Below are 17,925 nucleotides of genomic sequence, written 5' to 3' on the forward strand. Positions count from 1 at the left end.
AGCCTCATTGTTTCAGCTTCGCTTGCCGGTTACGACGACCTTCAGGAGCCCAATCAAGTGCTCCAACCCGCCATAGGTAGACAAGACCTGCCAACAGAATTGCTATGAAAACGAGAGCTTCGACGAATCCGGTCCAGCCGCTTTCGCGGACGGACACAGACCAGGCAAAGAGAAAAAGGGCTTCGATGTCAAAGATCACGAAAAGCATCGCGACCAGATAGAATTTTGCGGAGAGACGCAGACGCGCGCTGCCGGTAGGCAACATGCCGGATTCGAAAGGTTCGTTCTTGCTGCGGCCCCACGCCTTGCTTCCGAGCAGGCTGGAGAGACCGAGCATGAAGGCGCAAAGGCCGACAACACCCAAAAGGAAAATGGCGAAGCCCCAGTTGTGGGCAATCAATCCTGTCGATTCGGGCATGCTGGCAGTCCTTGTTAGAGAGCAAAGGTCTCTGTGCTTGATAAAGAGTCGAGGCAGTGACGAAATGTCGCAGAGCAGTCAACGCGATGATTTTATGTGCAAACAGTTGGCAAGTAAATTTTCTACATCAAATTTATTCAACGAATCAATCGGCTATAAGCCCTTTGAGAGGCTGTAAGGCCTGCCAGGTGGGCGTTACAGGGCTTTTCACCCATTATGTATCAACCGGTCGAAAATGAATGAAACGCAATTTGAATGATAATTGATATCATTTGAGGGGCGTTGTAAGTTCTGCTTGCCATAGTTACGCCATGAGTTGATTAAACGTCTGCAGATTTATCGCATTGCGCACAGCGGCTTACATTGTCCCGGATCAATACCGCGCATCGATGCCCTGGAATAAAAAAACCGCCCCTTGGGGCGGTTTTTTCATAGAGCGCGTTGCCGGGTGGATCAGTGGAATTGTTCTTCTTCAGTCGAGCCGGTCAGGGCGGTGACCGATGACACGCCGCCCTGGATCACGGTGGTCATGTCGTCGAAGTAGCCGGTGCCCACTTCCTGCTGGTGGGCCACGAAGGTGTAGCCCTTGGCGGCGTCAGCGAACTCCTGCTCCTGCAGTTTCACGTAGGCGGTCATGTCGTTGCGGGCGTAGTCATGCGCCAAGTTGAACATGCTGTGCCACATATTGTGGATGCCCGCCAGCGTGATGAACTGGTGCTTGTAGCCCATCGCCGACAGCTCGCGCTGGAATTTCGCGATGGTCGAGTCGTCCAGGTTCTTCTTCCAGTTGAAGGAAGGCGAGCAGTTATAGGACAGCAACTGGTCCGGGTATTCCTTCTTGATCGCCTCGGCGAAGCGACGTGCTTCGTCCAGATCCGGTTTGGCAGTCTCGCACCAGATCAGATCGGCGTATGGCGCGTAGGCCAGGCCGCGTGAGATCGCCTGATCCAGGCCGGCACGTACCTTGTAGAAACCTTCCGGCGTGCGCTGGCCGGTTACGAACTGCTTGTCGTAAGGGTCGCAGTCCGAGGTCAGCAGGTCTGCCGCGTTGGCATCCGTACGGGCCAGGATAATGGTCGGCACGCCAGCAACGTCGGCAGCCAGGCGGGCAGCCACCAGCTTCTGAATGGCTTCCTGGGTGGGCACCAATACCTTGCCGCCCATGTGGCCGCATTTTTTTACCGAGGCCAACTGGTCTTCGAAGTGCACACCTGCAGCACCGGCCTCAATCATGCTTTTCATCAGTTCGTAGGCGTTCAGTACGCCGCCGAAACCGGCTTCTGCGTCTGCCACGATGGGTGCGAAGTAGTCGATATAGCCTTCATCGCCCGGGTTCTTGCCGGCTTTCCACTGGATCTGGTCGGCACGGCGGAACGAGTTATTGATGCGCTTGACCACGGTCGGCACTGAGTCAACCGGGTACAGCGACTGGTCCGGGTACATGGATTCGGCGGAGTTGTTGTCGGCGGCAACCTGCCAGCCGGAGAGGTAGATCGCCTGAATGCCGGCCTTGACCTGCTGAACCGCCTGACCGCCGGTCAGCGCGCCCATGCAGTTGACGAAGTCCTTGTCAGGCCGGAAGGATGGCCTGGCACCTTGCGTGACCAGATTCCAGAGCTTGTCAGCGCCCATTTTTGCGAGGGTGTGTTCCGGTTGAACCGAGCCACGCAAGCGGACCACATCGGCGGCGGAATAGGTACGGGTCACGTGTTTCCAGCGCGGATTTTCAGCCCAGTCTTTCTCGAGAGCCGCTATTTGTTGTTCGCGTGTCAGTGCCATGGAGATAAACCTCTAGAAGTAGGTCTTGTTGGAAAGTCCTGCTCCGCCAAAACGCCTTGTTTATCGAAGGCACGGTAGATGGCTGCTCGCTGACAGGAAACCCTGGATCGGGCCGCCGGTTAACGGATTGCGATGGGTGAACGATGGCTCGAGGAGAGAGAGCAGGGTGCCGGGCATGACTCAGTCAAGTGGACAGTCTGGCTCGTGGATGCCGTTGTGCGTCACCAAAAAGCCTTGCCGGGTTACCGTTTACGCTTCCGTCCCTCGGGACAACTTCGTTCCAGTCGCAACCTCGTCAAACTGCCTTGTGGGCGGTGCGGACACGAATCGGCTCTAGTGGGTGAGTCAGAGCGGCGATTCGAAGGCCTGTTCAGGGCCTCTGATCAGCGGGAGCGAGGCAATCATGCCTCGCGATTTTTGACCCGTCAAACGATTTGTAGTGCTTTTTAGAAATCACTACATATCTGTTTGAAAGCGACCGGCCGGTCATTAAAAGCCCCGCAGGTGCTGGGTTTCAGGCATGCGCAGGCTATTCGAGGGTTTGCACCATCACGCGCAGTACCATGTCGTCCCGACCCTGGGTCGAATAGCGTTGAGCGACGCCGTTCTGGTCGGCCATCGACTGGTCGCTGCTGCTGGCCAGCGTGATCCATTCGCCGAGGCGACCGCTGACCTGGCTGTCAGTGCTTTGTACCTTGATGGCGTCAGGCCGCTCCTGGCTCATCCGGTCGCGGTTGGTGCTGATGTTCAGGTGCACTGTCTCGCCTGTGACGCTGGCGGTGACGTAAAAACCCTGAGTCACGTTGCGGTATTCGGTATTGCTCTGCGCGTAGCCATAGGAGTCGGTTGACGAGGTGGTCAAGGGCACGCTTTGTCCGACCTGAATGAGCGCTGGCGCACCCTCGGTGGCCTGTATCTGTTGCACCCCGCCTTCACGACTGACTGTGCCATAGTTGATGACCCGGGACCCATTGGCGCTGCGCGAGGCGTTTTCGCTGGTGTCCACGCTGATCAGCAAGCGCTTCGGCGCTGTGTCGAGTTGCGAGATCAAGGTGCGAAGTTCTTCGATCTTGCGCGAATCGGCGTTGACGACAAGCTGGTTTCCATAGGCGCTGACCGTGCCGTCCTGGCCCAGAAAAGACTTGGCAACGGGCAGCAGATCGGCGCTGGTCCGGTAATTGAGCGGCACGACTTCCGTCGCCGCGAGTGTGCAGGTGCTGAATAGGATCAGCAGCGAGGCGAGCAGGGTACGTCCTGACATGTCCAGTCTCCGCAATGATTGCGTAAAGCATGAGTGTGCCATGTTGTCGGCCTGCGGCGGGCAAGCTGAATGTCCAGATGGCAAAACGCCCCGACATTTGTGTTCCAGCATAGTCCGGCTGGAACAGGAAAATCGGGGCGTCATGTTTTTGTAGTGCGCTTTTTAACGCCTACATACCTTGGTGCTCAGGCCTGGCGTACCATATTCACGTGTGGCAGTCCTGCTTCGAGAAACTCGTCACTGACCACGGTGAAGCCAAAGCGCTCGTAAAACGCGATGGCCTGAACCTGAGCACTGAGTTTCTGCTCCTTCAGGCCGCGCTTCTCGGCCTCATTGATCGCAGCGGTCAGCAACGCTTCGCCGACTTTCAGGCCTCGCCAGTCCTTGAGCACAGACAGTCGACCAATTTCACCATCCTGCAGGAGGCGGGCAGTGCCGATCGGGTAATCGCCCTCTGATGCCAGGAAGTGCACGGCGTCCATGTCTTCCGAGTCCCACTCGAGTTCTGGCGGAACCGATTGCTCGGCGATGAAGACCGCATCGCGGATGCGCCTGATATCGGCGTTTTTTCTCTGCCAGTCTGCAACAGATACGGTGACTTTATTCATCGGCAAATCCCAGGCTTCCTTGTTTTACGAGTTCGCAAAGCAGATTGCGTCCTTCGTCATCGGCCAACCATTGGCCAAGGTTTTCGCTGTGCAGTGCATCGGCAGCGCAGATCAGTTTGAGCAGTTCGCGCAGGTTGCCCGGCAACAGGCGGCTCTGGCCACTGGCAAACAGTAGCAGATCATCGTCCACTTCCGACCAGGCAAGGCGTGCGCTCGGGTTGCGAATGAGCACTGCGCCCTGTTCCAGGCTGTCGAGCAGGTCTTCTTCGGCCAGTTCCGGGCCGGTCACCAGTTCCGGGTAGCGTGGCTCGGTCATGAACTGGCCGAACCAGGTCAGCAGCAGGCGCTCGTCGCCCATGTGCTCGGCCAGCAAAGCCTTGAGGCGGTCGAGTGCGTCATGCTGGATCTGGTGAGGATCACTGACCGGCTGTGCGTCGGCGTCGGTATAGCGCTCTTCATCAGTGATGAATTGGCTGAGGAAGTCGGTGAAGTGGGTCAGCACTTCGGCTGCCCCAGGGGCGCGGAAGCCGACCGAGTAGGTCAGGCAGTCGTCCACGGCCACGCCGCAGTGGGCCAGACGTGGCGGCAGGTAAAGCATGTCGCCCGGCTCCAGCGTCCATTCTTCGGTCGCTTCGAAGTCGGCAAGAATGCGCAGGTCTGCATGTTGCAGAAGAGGGCTGTCGGAGTCGCACATCTGGCCGATCTGCCAGTGCCGCTTGCCGTGGCCTTGAAGCAGGAACACGTCGTAATTGTCGAAATGCGGGCCGACGCTGCCGCCGGGTGCGGCGTAGCTGATCATCACATCGTCGATACGCCAGCTTGGCAGGAACCGGAAGTGCTCCAGCAGTTCGCTGACTTCCGGAACGAACTGATCCACTGCCTGGACCAGCAGCGTCCACTCGCGCTCAGGCAGTTTGCTGAATTCGTCTTCGGCGAACGGGCCGCGACGCAGCTCCCAGGGACGCTCGCCTTTTTCGATGACCAGTCGCGACTCGACCTCTTCTTCCAGGGCCAGACCGGCCAGCTCGTCTGCATCGATCGGGCTCTGGAAGTCCGGCAATGCCTGACGGATCAGCAATGGCTTTTTCTGCCAGTAATCACGCATGAAGACGCGCGCGCTGATGCCGCCCAGAAGTTGAAGAGGAATATCAGGATTCATGTGTAAGCCCTTGAAATGAAAACGCCCGGCACAGCCGGGCGTGTGCAAATTGTCTTGCGTGTCAGATGCGCTTGGCTTGAGCTGCCGCGTTGCCGATGTAATTGGCGGGGGTGAGCTTCTTCAGCTCGGCCTTCGCTTCGGCAGGCATGTCCAGGCCGTCGATGAAAGTTTGCAACGCTTCGGGGCTGATGCCCTTGCCGCGTGTCAGTTCTTTCAGCTTTTCGTACGGGTTTTCGATGTTATAGCGACGCATGACCGTCTGGATCGGCTCGGCCAGGACTTCCCAGCAGGCGTCCAGATCAGCCGCGATGCGCTGTTCGTTCAGTTCCAGCTTGCCAATGCCCTTGAGGCTGGCTTCGTAGGCAATCACGCTGTGGGCAAAACCTACGCCCAGATTGCGCAGCACGGTGGAATCGGTCAGGTCGCGCTGCCAGCGGGAGATTGGCAATTTGCTGGCCAGATGCTGGAACAGTGCGTTGGCGATGCCCAGGTTGCCTTCGGAGTTCTCGAAGTCGATCGGGTTGACCTTGTGCGGCATGGTCGAAGAGCCGATCTCGCCCGCGATGGTGCGCTGCTTGAAATAACCCAGGGAGATGTAGCCCCAGATGTCGCGGTCGAAATCGATCAGAATGGTGTTGAAGCGTGCAACGGCATCGAACAGCTCGGCGATGTAGTCGTGCGGCTCGATCTGAGTGGTGTAGGGGTTGAAGCCCAGACCCAGTTCGTCTTCGATGAACGCGCGCGCGTTCGCTTCCCAATCGATATCGGCATAGGCCGACAGGTGAGCGTTGTAGTTGCCCACTGCGCCGTTGATCTTGCCCAGCAATGGCACTGCCGCGATCTGTGCGATCTGGCGCTCCAGTCGATAGACGACGTTGGCCAGTTCCTTGCCCAGCGTAGTGGGGGAGGCTGGCTGGCCGTGGGTGCGCGACAGCATTGGCACGTCGGCGAAACGGATGGCCAGCTCACGGATGGAATCGGCGATCTGGCGCATCAGCGGCAGCATGACGGTGTCGCGGCCTTCGCGCAGCATCAGGGCGTGGGACAGGTTGTTGATGTCCTCGCTGGTGCAGGCGAAATGGATGAACTCGCTGACGTTTTCCAGTTCGGGCAGCTTTGCGGCCTGTTCCTTGAGCAGGTATTCCACGGCTTTCACGTCGTGGTTGGTGGTGCGCTCGATCTCTTTCACGCGCTCGGCGTGTTCCACAGAGAAGTCTTCGGCCAGCGTGTTGAGGATGGCGTTGGCCTGCGCGGAGAATGCCGGCACTTCAGTGACCTGCGGATGAGCCGCCAGACGCTGAAGCCAGCGCACTTCTACCATCACGCGAAAACGGATCAGGCCGTATTCGCTGAAAATAGGGCGCAAAGCCTGGGTTTTGCCGGCGTAGCGGCCATCAACAGGGGAAACCGCGGTGAGCGAAGAAAGCTGCATGGGGTGCTCTCGGACAGTCGGGCAACGAAAAGGGCGCGTATCATACATGAAAAATCAGTCCGACTGAGGCGGACTGACCAGCGTAGATCGCACCATGCCTGTGGTGGTGAGGGTCATTGCAGCGCGGCGGTCAGCCGTGCAGCAATGGGTAAAGTTCTTTCAACAGCTTGCGTCGATTGAAGACCAGTTGCCAGCGATGACCGCCAACCTGCCGCCACAGCCGTGCCGAGCGAATCCCGGCCAGCAGCAGGGCGCGAATCTTCGATGCGTTGTTGGGTTGCTGCAGGTTGCGCATGTCGCCGTGCACCTGAATACGCTGGCGCAATGTGCTCAGCGTGTCCTGATACAGAGCGCCGGTAGCAGCGATCACGTTCTCGTGGGCCACGCCAAAGTGCTCGGCCTGGGACTGAATCACCGGAATCCGCTTGCCGATCACTTCCAGCATGTCGTCACGCTTGGCCAGTTGGCGCTCCAGGCCCAGCATGGCCAGGGCGTAGCGCAACGGCTCGCGTTGCAGCGTCGCGGGGTCGCGTTCCAGAGCGCTGACCATGGCGCGATAGCCTTCGTGCAGGTTCAGGTCGTCGCCGCCGTACACGTCCAGCGTGTCCTTTGGGTCGATCACCAGCAGGCTACCGATCATGCAGCTCATCGCCGCTTCGCTGACCTGACCGGTCTTGGCGATCCGGTCGACCAGTACGGCGGCCTGGAACACGCCACCCAGGGCGGTCAGTTGTTCCTGAGTCGGGGTCATCAACGCTTGTCCTTGCTGGTCCAGGGTTCGGCGACTTCGATTACGCCACCGCCCAGACAGATTTCACCCTCGTAGAACACGACGGACTGGCCGGGTGTGACCGCACGTTGCGGCTCGTCGAACGTGGCGCGATAGCCATCAGCGGTCTTTTCCAGCGTGCAATGCTGGTCGCCCTGGCGATAGCGGACCTTGGCGGTCAGCTTGCGCGGGCTGCTCAGGTCGATGGGGTTGACCCAATAGATCTCTGACGAGACCAGCGCCCGGGAGAACAGCCATGGGTGATCATTGCCCTGGCCCACGATCAGCTCGTTATGTTCCAGGTCCTTGATCAGCACGTACCACGGATCATCGCTGGCGTCTTTCAGGCCGCCGATGCCCAGGCCCTGGCGCTGACCGATGGTGTGGTACATCAGGCCGCTGTGGCGACCGATCACTTCACCTTCGGTGGTCTTGATCTCGCCGGGCTGGGCAGGCAGGTACTGGCGCAGGAAATCAGTGAAGCGACGCTCGCCGATAAAGCAGATCCCGGTGGAATCCTTTTTCTTGGCGGTCGCCAGGCCATGCTTTTCAGCGATGGCGCGCACTTCCGGCTTTTCCAGTTCACCGACCGGGAACAGGGTTCTGGCGATCTGTTCGCCACCCACGGCATGCAGGAAATAGCTCTGGTCCTTGTTCGGGTCCAGACCCTTGAGCAGTTCGGTGCGGCCATCGATATCGCGGCGGCGTACATAATGGCCGGTGGCAATCAGGTCGGCACCCAGCATCAGGGCGTAGTCGAGGAAGGCCTTGAACTTGATTTCCCGGTTGCAGAGGATGTCCGGGTTGGGGGTGCGCCCGGCCTTGTATTCTTCCAGGAAATGTTCGAATACATTGTCCCAGTACTCGGCGGCGAAGTTGGCGGTGTGCAGCTTGATGCCGATCTTGTCGCACACAGCCTGGGCGTCGGCCAGGTCTTCGCGGGCGGTGCAATATTCCGTTCCGTCGTCTTCTTCCCAGTTCTTCATGAACAAGCCTTCCACCTGATAACCCTGCTCCATGAGCAGTACGGCGGAAACGGAAGAGTCCACGCCGCCGGACATGCCGACGATCACGCGCTTCATTTCTGAGTTGGAGGGAGCTGGATCACGCATAGGGATTCAATGGGTGGCCTTGAAAAGGACGCGATTCTATCAGGCTGAGGGCGTCCAGTCTCACGCCTTGTCGCGCAGCAGGTCGAGACTGAATCGTTCGGCATTCAAATAGTCGTCCACGCAACGCAGTACCAGTTCGCTGCGCCAGCGGTCCTGCTCGGCAAGCAGTTCGTCGCGAGTGAGCCAGATCGGGCCGACGATGCCGTCATCGAGTGCGTAGTCAGGGTGATGGCGCAAAGCCTTGGCGGCAAAGCAGATACGCTGATAGGTCACGCCGTTACTGGGCGCCGTATAGAGGTAAATCCCCACTACGCTGCTCAGTTCGACATCCCAGCCGGTCTCTTCCAGCGTTTCGCGAACAGCTGCGCGCTGCAGGCTTTCGTTCGGGTCAAGATGGCCTGCGGGCTGATTCAGCACCTTGCGACCGCCCTTTATCTCTTCGACGAACAGGAATCGCCCCTGATCCTCGACAATCGTGGCGACGGTAACGTGGGCTTGCCAATCCATACAGGGCTCCTTCAAGAGAGGAATGAAGCGCGAAGTATAGGGGCTGGAGCCTGCTCTTCGCTTTAACGAAAAAGCCCCGGCGCATGGCCGGGGCTTTCAGGGTGCGACGCTGGATGGCGTCGCCCGGGTTGCCTCTTACAACGCGGCGATGGCTGCGTTCAAGGTTGCGCTTGGGCGCATGGCTTTGCTGGTCTTCTCGGCGTTGGCGTAGTAGTAGCCACCGATTTCCACTGGCTTGCCTTGAACCGCATTGAGCTCGGCAACGATTTTTTCTTCGTTGTCGGTCAGGGTCTTGGCCAGCGGAGCGAACTGCGCCTTGAGGGCTGCATCGTCATTCTGAGCGGCCAGCGCCTGTGCCCAGAACAGGGTCAGGTAGAAGTGGCTGCCACGGTTGTCGATGCCGCCGACCTTGCGTGAAGGCGACTTGTTGCGGTCCAGGAACTCGCCAGTGGCCTGGTCGAGGGTCTTGGACAGAACCAGTGCTTTCGGGTTGTTGTAGGCGTTGCCCAGGTGCTCCAGGGAAGCAGCCAGGGCGAGGAACTCACCCAGCGAATCCCAGCGCAGGAAGTTTTCTTCCACGAACTGCTGAACGTGCTTCGGTGCCGAACCGCCAGCGCCGGTTTCGAACAGGCCGCCGCCATTCATCAGCGGGACGATCGACAGCATCTTGGCGCTGGTGCCCAGTTCCATGATCGGGAACAGGTCGGTCAGGTAGTCGCGCAGTACGTTACCGGTTACCGAAATGGTGTCCTTGCCGGCGCGGGTGCGCTCCAGGGTCAGCTTCATGGCTTCGACCGGCGACAGAATCTGGATGTCCAGGCCCGAAGTGTCGTGGTCACGCAGGTACTGACGTACTTTCTCGATCATCACGCTGTCGTGCGCACGGGAGGCGTCGAGCCAGAAAATGGCTGGAGTGTTGCTTGCGCGAGCGCGGTTGACGGCTAGTTTGACCCAGTCCTGGATCGGTGCGTCCTTGGCCTGGCACATGCGCCAGATATCGCCGGTCTCGACCTTCTGCTCCATGAGCAGATTGCCCTGGCTGTCGGTCACGCGGACTACGCCGTCGGTATTGATCTGGAAGGTCTTGTCGTGCGAGCCGTACTCTTCGGCCTTCTGAGCCATCAGGCCGACGTTCGGTACGCTGCCCATGGTGGTCGGATCGAATGCGCCGTTCTTCTTGCAGTCTTCGATCACTGCCTGATAGATGGTGGCGTAGCAGCGGTCCGGGATCACGGCCTTGGCATCGTGCAACTGGCCATCGGTGCCCCACATCTTGCCGGAGTCACGGATCATGGCAGGCATGGATGCATCGACGATCACGTCGCTCGGTACGTGCAGGTTGGTGATGCCCTTGTCGGAGTTGACCATCGCCAGCTGTGGACGCACGGCGTAGACCGCGTCGATGTCGGCCTTGATTTCGGCCTGCTTGTCGGCGGGCAGGGCGCCGATACGGTCGTACAGGTCGCCAATGCCGTTGTTCAGGTTGAAGCCGATCTGCTTCAGCGTGTCAGCGTGCTTGGTCAGCGCATCCTTGTAGAACTCGTCGACGATCTGGCCGAACATGATCGGATCGGAGATCTTCATCATGGTGGCTTTCAGGTGCACCGAGAACAGTACGCCCTGCTTCTTGGCGTCTTCGATTTCAGCGGCGATGAAGCTGCGCAGTGCCTTGGCGCTCATGACTGAGCAGTCGACGATCTCGCCCGCTTTCACGGCGGTTTTTTCTTTCAGGACCGTGGTGGTGCCATCCTGAGCGACCAGTTCGATCTTGACGGTGTTGTCCGCTTCGATCTGGGCGGCTTTTTCGCTGCCGTAGAAGTCGCCGTTGCTCATGTGGGCAACGTGGGCCTTGGAGTCGGAAGACCAGGTGCCCATCTTGTGCGGGTGCTTGCGAGCGTAGTTCTTGACCGACAGTGGCGCGCGACGGTCGGAGTTGCCTTCACGCAGAACCGGGTTTACAGCGCTGCCCTTGACCTTGTCGTAGCGTGCGCGGGTTTCTTTTTCGGCATCAGTGGTCGGTGCTTCAGGGTAGTCGGGAATCTTGAAACCCTGATCTTGAAGCTCTTTGATGGTCGCTTTCAGCTGCGGAACCGAAGCACTGATGTTGGGCAATTTGATGATGTTGGCTTCTGGCGTGGTGGCCAGTTTGCCGAGCTCGGCGAGATGATCCGGCACTTGTTGATCGGCGCCAAGCGACTCCGGGAAGCTGGAAAGAACGCGGCCTGCCAGGGAGATATCACGCGTTTCCACGTCGATATCGGAGGAGGCGGTGAACGCTTCGATAATGGGCAGCAGCGAATAGGTGGCGAGGGCCGGAGCTTCGTCGGTGAAGGTATAGATGATCTTCGAGCGGTTGGACATTCGTATTAACTCTCTGTTTTGCTGAGCATGCACAAAATCTCGATACGCGCAGGGTATGCACTCTGCTCACAGTTCAGTCATGAGCCTGGGTCGAGGTTTATTCGCGGTGATGTTGGGTGCATCAGTCGAGCGTCAAGCTGCCGGGCCGAGCTTCAGTCCGGCGCATCTGTAAGGCTGAGAGGTCTGGTTCAGACGGGTCAGCCTTTATGACTCTGCGGTCACGGCGCGCAGTATATCAAACCCTTGGCGCCAAGCATTAATGCTATGCGTGCTATCGAATAATGAATATTCGCCGTTGGTCGAAAGAAACCGCTCTGGGTCAATGTTTTCGGGCGTTTTATGAGGTCTCCACGGGCGCTTCGGTTTGCGGGTGGCAGCGGGCGTGGCTAAGCTCATTGCCTGTCACGCAGTCCAGACAGACCCGAAAACGGAGTCAGTCATGGAATACCAGAGAATAAGCATTCCAGATGGTGGGCGAAAAGATAACGATCAACCCCGATCACTCCCTGAGCGTAACCGACATACCGATCATTTCTTATATATAAGGTGACGGAATCGGTGTCGACATCAGTCCGGTGATGATCAAGTTCGTGGATGCGGCTGTTGAGAAAACGTAAGACGGCGAGCGCAGTATTGCCTGGATGGAAGTCTATGCAGGAGAGAAGGCCCGACACCTGGCTGTCTGATGAAGCCCTCGACACAGTCAGGGAATACGTTGTGTCCATCAAGGGACCGCTGACCACGCCTGTGGGCGGCGGCATATGCTCGCTCAATGTTGAGTTGCGCCGGGCACCAGTCTGTCGGACACCGTTGCGATGTTCGAGGTCGCGCGAGGTGCTGCTCCCGGACAGGAGGGCAAGGACCAGGTCAATCCGGGTCGGTGGTTCTATCGGCCGAAATATGGATGTGTGGAGGCGGGGGGCATCAAAGGCACCAACGGCGCAATCTCCGCTAAAACGGTGACCTATGACTTTGAGCGGTTGATGGAGGGCGCAACGTTGTTGTCCTCCTCAGCGTTCGGCGATGCGCTCATCGAGCACATTTAGACCGCCCCAGCTATCAGAAACGGCCGGTTCAATCACTTCAGAACCGGCTGCCTCCTATGGCTGGCGTTTGTGGTGGTTCGCCCTAGGCTGGCACATTTGAAGCTTTCTGGGTTGCATTCGAACCCTCGATCGCAGCGCTGACGCCTGCCGTGACCGTGGTTATATTGACTGCATGCAAACCCTTCGGGCCCTGGATAATCTCGAAGCTGACCGGCTGGCCCGCCTTGAGTGTTTTGTATCCATCCATCTGGATAGCCGAGTAATGAGCGAACAGATCTTCATCCCTGCCGTCGGCAAGGATAAATCCATAGCCTTTTGCATTATTGAACCACTTGACTTTACCACTGAGCATAGCCATATCCCTCTGCAAAGGACTCCGTCTGGAGTATCATCCACCTCAATCCGCCTGACCTAAAAAATTTTGGTTGACTGCGCGGACCCTTTTTACCCAATGTGGGCTCTATTGTTTGTAACACCGTTTAGCTGATAGTCAAGGTCATGCGGCAGTCCAATTCAAAACTGGTCAGATCGCGACTCAGGCTCAATCCGCCCTTTACCACGAACGTTTCTTTCCATGCATGCATTCAGCAAGATTCGACTAACATTCAATCAGGATGGTCCGCAATCACACGAGGACGACTCGGCTGGCATCGCAGTGCAGGACGCCAAGCCGACCCTGCAGGCGCCACCGATGTACAAGGTGGTTTTATTTAACGATGACTACACCCCGATGGATTTCGTCGTTGAAGTGCTCGAGGTGTTTTTTAACCTGAATCGTGAGCTGGCTACCAAGGTCATGCTGGCCGTCCATACAGAGGGACGGGCAGTCTGCGGATTGTTTACCCGCGACATCGCCGAGACCAAGGCAATGCAGGTCAATCAATACGCCAGGGAGAGCCAGCATCCACTACTCTGTGAGATCGAGAAGGACGGTTAATCGCCGACCACTTGGGTATGAGGTGAAGCTATGTTAAACCGTGAGCTCGAAGTCACCCTCAATCTGGCCTTCAAGGAAGCTCGTTCAAAACGTCATGAGTTCATGACGGTCGAGCACCTCCTGCTGGCCTTATTGGATAATGAGGCTGCAGCCACTGTCTTGCGTGCCTGCGGCGCAAACCTCGATAAGCTCAAGCATGATCTGCAGGAGTTTATCGACTCCACCACTCCACTGATCCCTGTCCATGACGAGGATCGCGAAACCCAGCCGACGTTAGGTTTCCAGCGCGTCCTGCAGCGCGCAGTCTTCCACGTACAGAGCTCCGGCAAGCGTGAAGTGACCGGTGCCAATGTGCTGGTTGCGATTTTCAGCGAGCAGGAAAGCCAGGCCGTGTTTCTGCTCAAGCAGCAGAGCGTTGCCCGGATTGATGTCGTCAATTACATCGCCCACGGGATCTCCAAGGTTCCAGGGCATGGCGAACACTCTTCTGAAGGTGAGCAAGATATGCAGGACGACGAGGGCGGTGAAGCATCTTCCTCTGGCAATCCTCTGGATGCCTATGCCAGCAATCTGAACGAACTGGCCCGGCAGGGGCGCATCGATCCGCTGGTCGGCCGCGAAAGCGAAGTCGAGCGTGTCGCACAGATCCTGGCGCGTCGTCGCAAGAACAACCCCTTGCTGGTCGGCGAAGCTGGCGTCGGCAAGACGGCGATTGCCGAAGGTCTGGCAAAGCGCATTGTCGACAATCAGGTTCCTGACCTGCTTGCCAGCAGTGTCGTCTACTCGCTCGACCTGGGTGCATTGCTGGCCGGTACCAAATACCGTGGCGATTTCGAGAAGCGCTTTAAAGCGCTGCTCAATGAACTGCGCAAGCGTCCGCATGCCATCCTGTTCATCGACGAAATCCATACCATCATCGGTGCGGGTGCGGCATCCGGCGGCGTCATGGACGCGTCGAATCTGCTCAAGCCATTGCTGTCCTCGGGTGATATACGGTGCATCGGCTCGACCACTTTCCAGGAATTCCGCGGGATTTTCGAGAAGGACCGAGCGCTTGCACGCCGCTTCCAGAAAGTCGATGTGTCCGAGCCTTCGGTCGAGGACACCATTGGCATCCTGAGAGGGCTCAAGGGGCGTTTCGAGCAGCATCACAGCATCGAATACAGTGATGAGGCGCTACGCGCCGCTGCCGAGCTTGCATCGCGTTACATCAATGACCGTCACATGCCTGACAAGGCTATCGACGTGATCGATGAGGCGGGCGCCTACCAGCGTCTGCAGCCAGTGGAGCAACGGGTCAAAAGGATCGAAGTGCCTCAGGTCGAGGACATCGTCGCCAAGATCGCGCGTATTCCCCCGAAACACGTCAACAGTTCCGACAAGGAATTGCTGCGTAATCTGGAGCGCGATCTCAAGCTCACGGTGTTCGGTCAGGATGCAGCAATTGATTCGCTATCTACCGCCATCAAGCTGTCCCGTGCAGGCCTCAAGTCGCCGGACAAGCCAGTCGGCTCGTTCCTTTTCGCAGGTCCGACCGGTGTGGGCAAGACCGAAGCGGCTCGCCAGCTGGCCAAGGCGCTGGGCGTCGAGCTGATTCGTTTCGACATGTCCGAGTACATGGAGCGGCATACCGTTTCACGTCTTATCGGCGCGCCTCCGGGTTACGTCGGGTTCGATCAGGGCGGTCTGCTGACCGAGGCCATCACGCGTCAGCCGCATTGCGTGCTGTTGCTCGATGAAATCGAGAAGGCGCACCCGGAAGTCTTCAACCTGCTGCTGCAGGTCATGGACCACGGTACGCTGACCGACAACAATGGGCGCAAGGCCGATTTCCGTAACGTGATCGTGATCATGACCACCAACGCCGGTGCTGAATCGGCTGCGAGGGCTTCGATCGGTTTCACTCATCAGGATCACTCTTCCGATGCGATGGAAGTGATCAAGAAGAGCTTCACGCCGGAATTCCGCAACCGTCTCGACACGATCATCCAGTTTGGCCGTCTCAGTCACGAAGTCATCAAGAGCGTGGTGGACAAGTTCCTCACCGAGCTTCAGGCGCAGCTGGAAGACAAACGTGTTCTGCTCGAAGTTTCCGACGCGGCCAGAAGCTGGTTGGCGCAGGGTGGCTACGATGCGGCGATGGGCGCTCGACCAATGGCTCGCCTGATTCAGGACAAGATCAAGCGGCCACTGGCCGAAGAGATTCTGTTCGGCGAATTGTCAGAGCACGGTGGTGTGGTTCACATCGACATCAAGGACGGCGAGATCACGTTCGACTACGAAACCACGGCAGAGATGGCGTGATGCAGTAGGGGATGCGCCCGGAAACGGGCGCAGTCCCGGATCTGTTCGGATTGTCCGCAATTGTCAGAAACAAAAACGCCCGGCATATGCCGGGCGTTTTTGTTGATGCCTGATTAACGAGCGCGGTAGGTGATACGCCCTTTGCTCAAGTCATAGGGCGTCAACTCTATACGCACCTTGTCACCGGTCAGAATACGGATGTAATTCTTGCGCATCTTGCCGGAGATATGCGCGGTTACGACGTGCCCGTTTTCCAACTCCACGCGAAACATGGTGTTGGGCAGGGTGTCGACGACAGTGCCTTCCATTTCGAAGCTGTCTTCTTTCGACATGCAGTAAAGCCCTCGGTATACAAATGAGTGGCCCGGTGCAAGTGGCGCCAGGCAAAAGCGGCGTGCATTGTGCCCGAAAAAACCTGTTTAAGCCAAGGGGTTCAATACAGAGTGACCCATCTTTGATTGGTAAGCAGCTCGATAGGGCGATATTGCGTCTTGTAATTCATCTTTTTGCAGTTCTTTATCCAGTAGCCCAGATACACCGCATGCAACTGCAGCCTCGCGGCTTCGGCTATCTGCCACAAGATCGCATAACGGCCCAGGCTGCGACGTTCTTCATCGGGTTCGTAAAACGTATAGACCGCAGAAAGACCGTTGGGCAGCAGGTCAGTCACCGCCACTGCGAGAAGACGACCCTCGAGGCGGAACTCATAAAAGCGTGAGAACGGCAGGTCACGCACCAGAAACGTCGAAAATTGATCGCGACTCGGTGGAAACATGTCGCCATCGGCATGCCGCTGTTCGATGTAGCGCTGATACAGGTCGAAGTATTCCTGAGTAAAAACCGGCTTGGTACTGCGCACCTGAATGTCGGCGTTGCGCTTGAGAATGCGTTTTTGCTGGCGGTCGGGCACGAACAGGTTTACGGGGATGCGTGCAGGCACGCAGGCACTGCAGTTCTGGCAGTGAGGGCGGTAAAGGTGATCGCCGCTACGGCGAAAACCCATATCGGACAGGTCGGCATAAACCTGAACATCCATGGGTTGGCTGGGGTCCAGAAACAGCGTCGTCGCCTGCTCTTCAGGCAAGTAACTGCAGGTGTGGGGTTGAGTGGCATAAAACTTAAGCCGCGCCAGCTCCGTCATGATCGCCCCCTTGTCGAAAAACCTTTAATCATGAGTGTATGCCAGCCTGTCAAACTCGCCTAGGCAACCAGTCTGCGTTAGTCGGTTGATCCAGATGACGGTTCAAATAATCGGCAAAGGCCTGCCGTGGAATCGAGCGGGCGCCGAAGCTGTGCAAGTGCTGAGTCGGCATCTGGCAGTCGATCAGAACGAAGCCCCAGGCTTGCAGGCGTTCCACCAGCGTGGCGAATCCGACCTTGGAAGCGTTGTCTGCGCGGCTGAACATGGACTCACCGAAAAACAGTTGCCCCATCGCCAGACCATAAAGGCCGCCGACCAGAACATCGTTTTCCCAGACCTCGACGCTGTGGGCGTGTCCGCGGCGATGCAGCTCAAGGTAGGCGTCCTGCATCGAACGGGTTATCCAGGTTTCATTGGCGTAACTGCGAGGTGCAGCGCAGGCTTGTATGACGGCCGCGAAGTCCTGGTCGAAGGTGACGGTGTAGCGAGCCTGGCGCAGAATCTTGCCGAGGCTGCGCGAGACGTGCAGCTCTTCAGGCAGCAGCACGGTTCTCGGGTCGGGCGACCACCACAGGATGGGCTGGCCGTCTTGAAACCACGGAAAGCAGCCGTGACGGTAGGCGCGAATCAGGCGGTCGGCAGAAAGGTCTCCACCGGCAGCGAGCAGTCCGTTTGGCTCGCGAAGGGCTTTGTCCAGTGGTGGAAAATCGAGGCTGTTGCGTTGTAACCAGGTCAGCATGGGCATCACGACTTTTCGGAAGGGGAGGGCGCATGCGATGCGTGTTTGCAACTCCGTGCGGCAAACGCGGTCACAAGCGGTCGTCATTATGGCGCTTGTCGGCTGCTTGCGGTAGGGCGCGCAAAGGATGGCGGGGTCATGAGCGCTGTGTTGCGGGCTGTTGGCAGAATCCTGCCATAAGCCTTTGTCACAAAAGAAAATGCATGCTCAAATTGAACGCTGTCGGCGATCCATGAAGATGGTCGACCTCTACGCAGGCTTTTTTATCAGGCATGAAACCGGTCAAGCGAGTTTTCGTACAGACCTCAAGGCCTCTAAGGCCTTACAATGCCAGCTTTGCGCATTATCATTC

17 protein-coding genes and 1 pseudogene are annotated in these 17,925 nt (G+C 58.0%); 4 read left to right on the top strand and 14 right to left on the bottom strand.

What is annotated here, in order from left to right; translation table 11 throughout:
- Positions 1–4 precede the first annotated feature (4 nt).
- The 10 genes from AC0IXS_RS25365 to AC0IXS_RS25410 form a co-directional block, all read right to left on the bottom strand.
- Complete coding sequence (locus AC0IXS_RS25365; protein WP_002554011.1) at positions 5–418, bottom strand: NADH-quinone oxidoreductase subunit A; 414 nt, start codon at positions 416–418, stop codon at positions 5–7.
- A 453-nt stretch (positions 419–871) separates the two neighbouring features.
- Complete coding sequence (gene aceA / locus AC0IXS_RS25370; RefSeq protein ID WP_029241631.1) at positions 872–2,197, bottom strand: isocitrate lyase; 1,326 nt, start codon at positions 2,195–2,197, stop codon at positions 872–874.
- Between the two features lie 529 nt (positions 2,198–2,726).
- Entirely contained in the window at positions 2,727–3,458 is a 732-nt protein-coding gene (locus AC0IXS_RS25375; protein ID WP_025993063.1) for a secretin N-terminal domain-containing protein, read from the bottom strand.
- Positions 3,459–3,643: 185 nt separating this feature from the next.
- On the bottom strand, positions 3,644–4,066 hold the full coding sequence (locus tag AC0IXS_RS25380; RefSeq protein WP_004884663.1) for a GNAT family N-acetyltransferase: 423 nt from the start codon (positions 4,064–4,066) through the stop codon (positions 3,644–3,646).
- Positions 4,059–5,225 (bottom strand): ribosomal protein uL16 3-hydroxylase, encoded by a 1,167-nt coding sequence (locus AC0IXS_RS25385; protein ID WP_004884664.1) that lies wholly within the window; start codon positions 5,223–5,225, stop codon positions 4,059–4,061. Before AC0IXS_RS25385 ends, AC0IXS_RS25380 begins: the two co-directional genes overlap by 8 nt.
- Positions 5,226–5,286: 61 nt before the next feature.
- Complete coding sequence (purB, locus tag AC0IXS_RS25390) at positions 5,287–6,657, bottom strand: adenylosuccinate lyase (RefSeq protein WP_025993065.1); 1,371 nt, start codon at positions 6,655–6,657, stop codon at positions 5,287–5,289.
- Between the two features lie 130 nt (positions 6,658–6,787).
- Complete coding sequence (hflD, locus tag AC0IXS_RS25395) at positions 6,788–7,408, bottom strand: high frequency lysogenization protein HflD (RefSeq protein WP_029241633.1); 621 nt, start codon at positions 7,406–7,408, stop codon at positions 6,788–6,790.
- Positions 7,408–8,538, bottom strand: coding sequence for a tRNA 2-thiouridine(34) synthase MnmA (gene mnmA, locus AC0IXS_RS25400; protein ID WP_057411203.1), 1,131 nt, complete (start codon positions 8,536–8,538; stop codon positions 7,408–7,410). The genes hflD and mnmA overlap by 1 nt, the downstream gene beginning before the upstream one ends.
- A gap of 60 nt (positions 8,539–8,598) precedes the next feature.
- The gene (locus AC0IXS_RS25405; RefSeq protein WP_004884674.1) at positions 8,599–9,045 is read right to left on the bottom strand and encodes an NUDIX hydrolase; all 447 of its coding nucleotides are present in this window, start codon (positions 9,043–9,045) and stop codon (positions 8,599–8,601) included.
- A gap of 135 nt (positions 9,046–9,180) precedes the next feature.
- On the bottom strand, positions 9,181–11,406 hold the full coding sequence (locus AC0IXS_RS25410) for an NADP-dependent isocitrate dehydrogenase (RefSeq protein WP_057411205.1): 2,226 nt from the start codon (positions 11,404–11,406) through the stop codon (positions 9,181–9,183).
- A gap of 439 nt (positions 11,407–11,845) precedes the next feature.
- On the opposite strand from AC0IXS_RS25410, the pseudogene AC0IXS_RS25415 reads away from it, so the two are divergent.
- Both AC0IXS_RS25415 and AC0IXS_RS25420 read left to right on the top strand, forming a co-directional pair.
- Positions 11,846–12,195 (top strand): annotated as a pseudogene (locus tag AC0IXS_RS25415) (isocitrate/isopropylmalate family dehydrogenase); the annotation flags it as partial.
- A gap of 26 nt (positions 12,196–12,221) precedes the next feature.
- Positions 12,222–12,452 (top strand): hypothetical protein, encoded by a 231-nt coding sequence (locus AC0IXS_RS25420; protein ID WP_057411206.1) that lies wholly within the window; start codon positions 12,222–12,224, stop codon positions 12,450–12,452.
- Between the two features lie 82 nt (positions 12,453–12,534).
- On the opposite strand, the gene cspD is transcribed toward AC0IXS_RS25420, so the two are convergent.
- A complete protein-coding gene (gene cspD / locus AC0IXS_RS25425; RefSeq protein WP_057411226.1) occupies positions 12,535–12,804 on the bottom strand; it encodes a cold shock domain-containing protein CspD in 270 nt (89 codons plus the stop codon).
- 222 nt (positions 12,805–13,026) lie between these two features.
- Here cspD and clpS point away from each other — a divergent pair, with 222 nt between their 5' ends.
- Both clpS and clpA read left to right on the top strand, forming a co-directional pair.
- Positions 13,027–13,389, top strand: a complete 363-nt coding sequence (gene clpS, locus AC0IXS_RS25430; protein WP_004884680.1) for an ATP-dependent Clp protease adapter ClpS — start codon at positions 13,027–13,029, stop codon at positions 13,387–13,389.
- Positions 13,390–13,419: 30 nt separating this feature from the next.
- Complete coding sequence (clpA, locus tag AC0IXS_RS25435) at positions 13,420–15,693, top strand: ATP-dependent Clp protease ATP-binding subunit ClpA (protein WP_122418458.1); 2,274 nt, start codon at positions 13,420–13,422, stop codon at positions 15,691–15,693.
- Between the two features lie 113 nt (positions 15,694–15,806).
- On the opposite strand, the gene infA is transcribed toward clpA, so the two are convergent.
- From infA to aat, 3 genes are all read right to left on the bottom strand, one after another.
- Positions 15,807–16,025, bottom strand: a complete 219-nt coding sequence (gene infA / locus AC0IXS_RS25440; RefSeq protein ID WP_093113882.1) for a translation initiation factor IF-1 — start codon at positions 16,023–16,025, stop codon at positions 15,807–15,809.
- A 101-nt stretch (positions 16,026–16,126) separates the two neighbouring features.
- A complete protein-coding gene (locus AC0IXS_RS25445) occupies positions 16,127–16,834 on the bottom strand; it encodes an arginyltransferase (protein ID WP_122668993.1) in 708 nt (235 codons plus the stop codon).
- A 49-nt stretch (positions 16,835–16,883) separates the two neighbouring features.
- Positions 16,884–17,573, bottom strand: a complete 690-nt coding sequence (gene aat, locus AC0IXS_RS25450) for a leucyl/phenylalanyl-tRNA--protein transferase (protein WP_122689808.1) — start codon at positions 17,571–17,573, stop codon at positions 16,884–16,886.
- Between the last annotated feature and the right edge of the window lie 352 nt (positions 17,574–17,925).

This window comes from Pseudomonas sp. AC016, from assembly GCF_979253365.1.

What these genes read in the sequence shown, in the direction of transcription:
- AC0IXS_RS25365 (WP_002554011.1), bottom strand. Translation starts at nt 418, where the DNA reads ATGCCCGAATCGACAGGATTGATTGCCCACAACTGGGGCTTCGCCATT.
- aceA (WP_029241631.1), bottom strand. Translation starts at nt 2,197, where the DNA reads ATGGCACTGACACGCGAACAACAAATAGCGGCTCTCGAGAAAGACTGG.
- AC0IXS_RS25375 (WP_025993063.1), bottom strand. Translation starts at nt 3,458, where the DNA reads ATGTCAGGACGTACCCTGCTCGCCTCGCTGCTGATCCTATTCAGCACC.
- AC0IXS_RS25380 (WP_004884663.1), bottom strand. Translation starts at nt 4,066, where the DNA reads ATGAATAAAGTCACCGTATCTGTTGCAGACTGGCAGAGAAAAAACGCC.
- AC0IXS_RS25385 (WP_004884664.1), bottom strand. Translation starts at nt 5,225, where the DNA reads ATGAATCCTGATATTCCTCTTCAACTTCTGGGCGGCATCAGCGCGCGC.
- purB (WP_025993065.1), bottom strand. Translation starts at nt 6,657, where the DNA reads ATGCAGCTTTCTTCGCTCACCGCGGTTTCCCCTGTTGATGGCCGCTAC.
- hflD (WP_029241633.1), bottom strand. Translation starts at nt 7,408, where the DNA reads ATGACCCCGACTCAGGAACAACTGACCGCCCTGGGTGGCGTGTTCCAG.
- mnmA (WP_057411203.1), bottom strand. Translation starts at nt 8,538, where the DNA reads ATGCGTGATCCAGCTCCCTCCAACTCAGAAATGAAGCGCGTGATCGTC.
- AC0IXS_RS25405 (WP_004884674.1), bottom strand. Translation starts at nt 9,045, where the DNA reads ATGGATTGGCAAGCCCACGTTACCGTCGCCACGATTGTCGAGGATCAG.
- AC0IXS_RS25410 (WP_057411205.1), bottom strand. Translation starts at nt 11,406, where the DNA reads ATGTCCAACCGCTCGAAGATCATCTATACCTTCACCGACGAAGCTCCG.
- AC0IXS_RS25420 (WP_057411206.1), top strand. Translation starts at nt 12,222, where the DNA reads ATGTTCGAGGTCGCGCGAGGTGCTGCTCCCGGACAGGAGGGCAAGGAC.
- cspD (WP_057411226.1), bottom strand. Translation starts at nt 12,804, where the DNA reads ATGCTCAGTGGTAAAGTCAAGTGGTTCAATAATGCAAAAGGCTATGGA.
- clpS (WP_004884680.1), top strand. Translation starts at nt 13,027, where the DNA reads ATGCATGCATTCAGCAAGATTCGACTAACATTCAATCAGGATGGTCCG.
- clpA (WP_122418458.1), top strand. Translation starts at nt 13,420, where the DNA reads ATGTTAAACCGTGAGCTCGAAGTCACCCTCAATCTGGCCTTCAAGGAA.
- infA (WP_093113882.1), bottom strand. Translation starts at nt 16,025, where the DNA reads ATGTCGAAAGAAGACAGCTTCGAAATGGAAGGCACTGTCGTCGACACC.
- AC0IXS_RS25445 (WP_122668993.1), bottom strand. Translation starts at nt 16,834, where the DNA reads ATGACGGAGCTGGCGCGGCTTAAGTTTTATGCCACTCAACCCCACACC.
- aat (WP_122689808.1), bottom strand. Translation starts at nt 17,573, where the DNA reads ATGCTGACCTGGTTACAACGCAACAGCCTCGATTTTCCACCACTGGAC.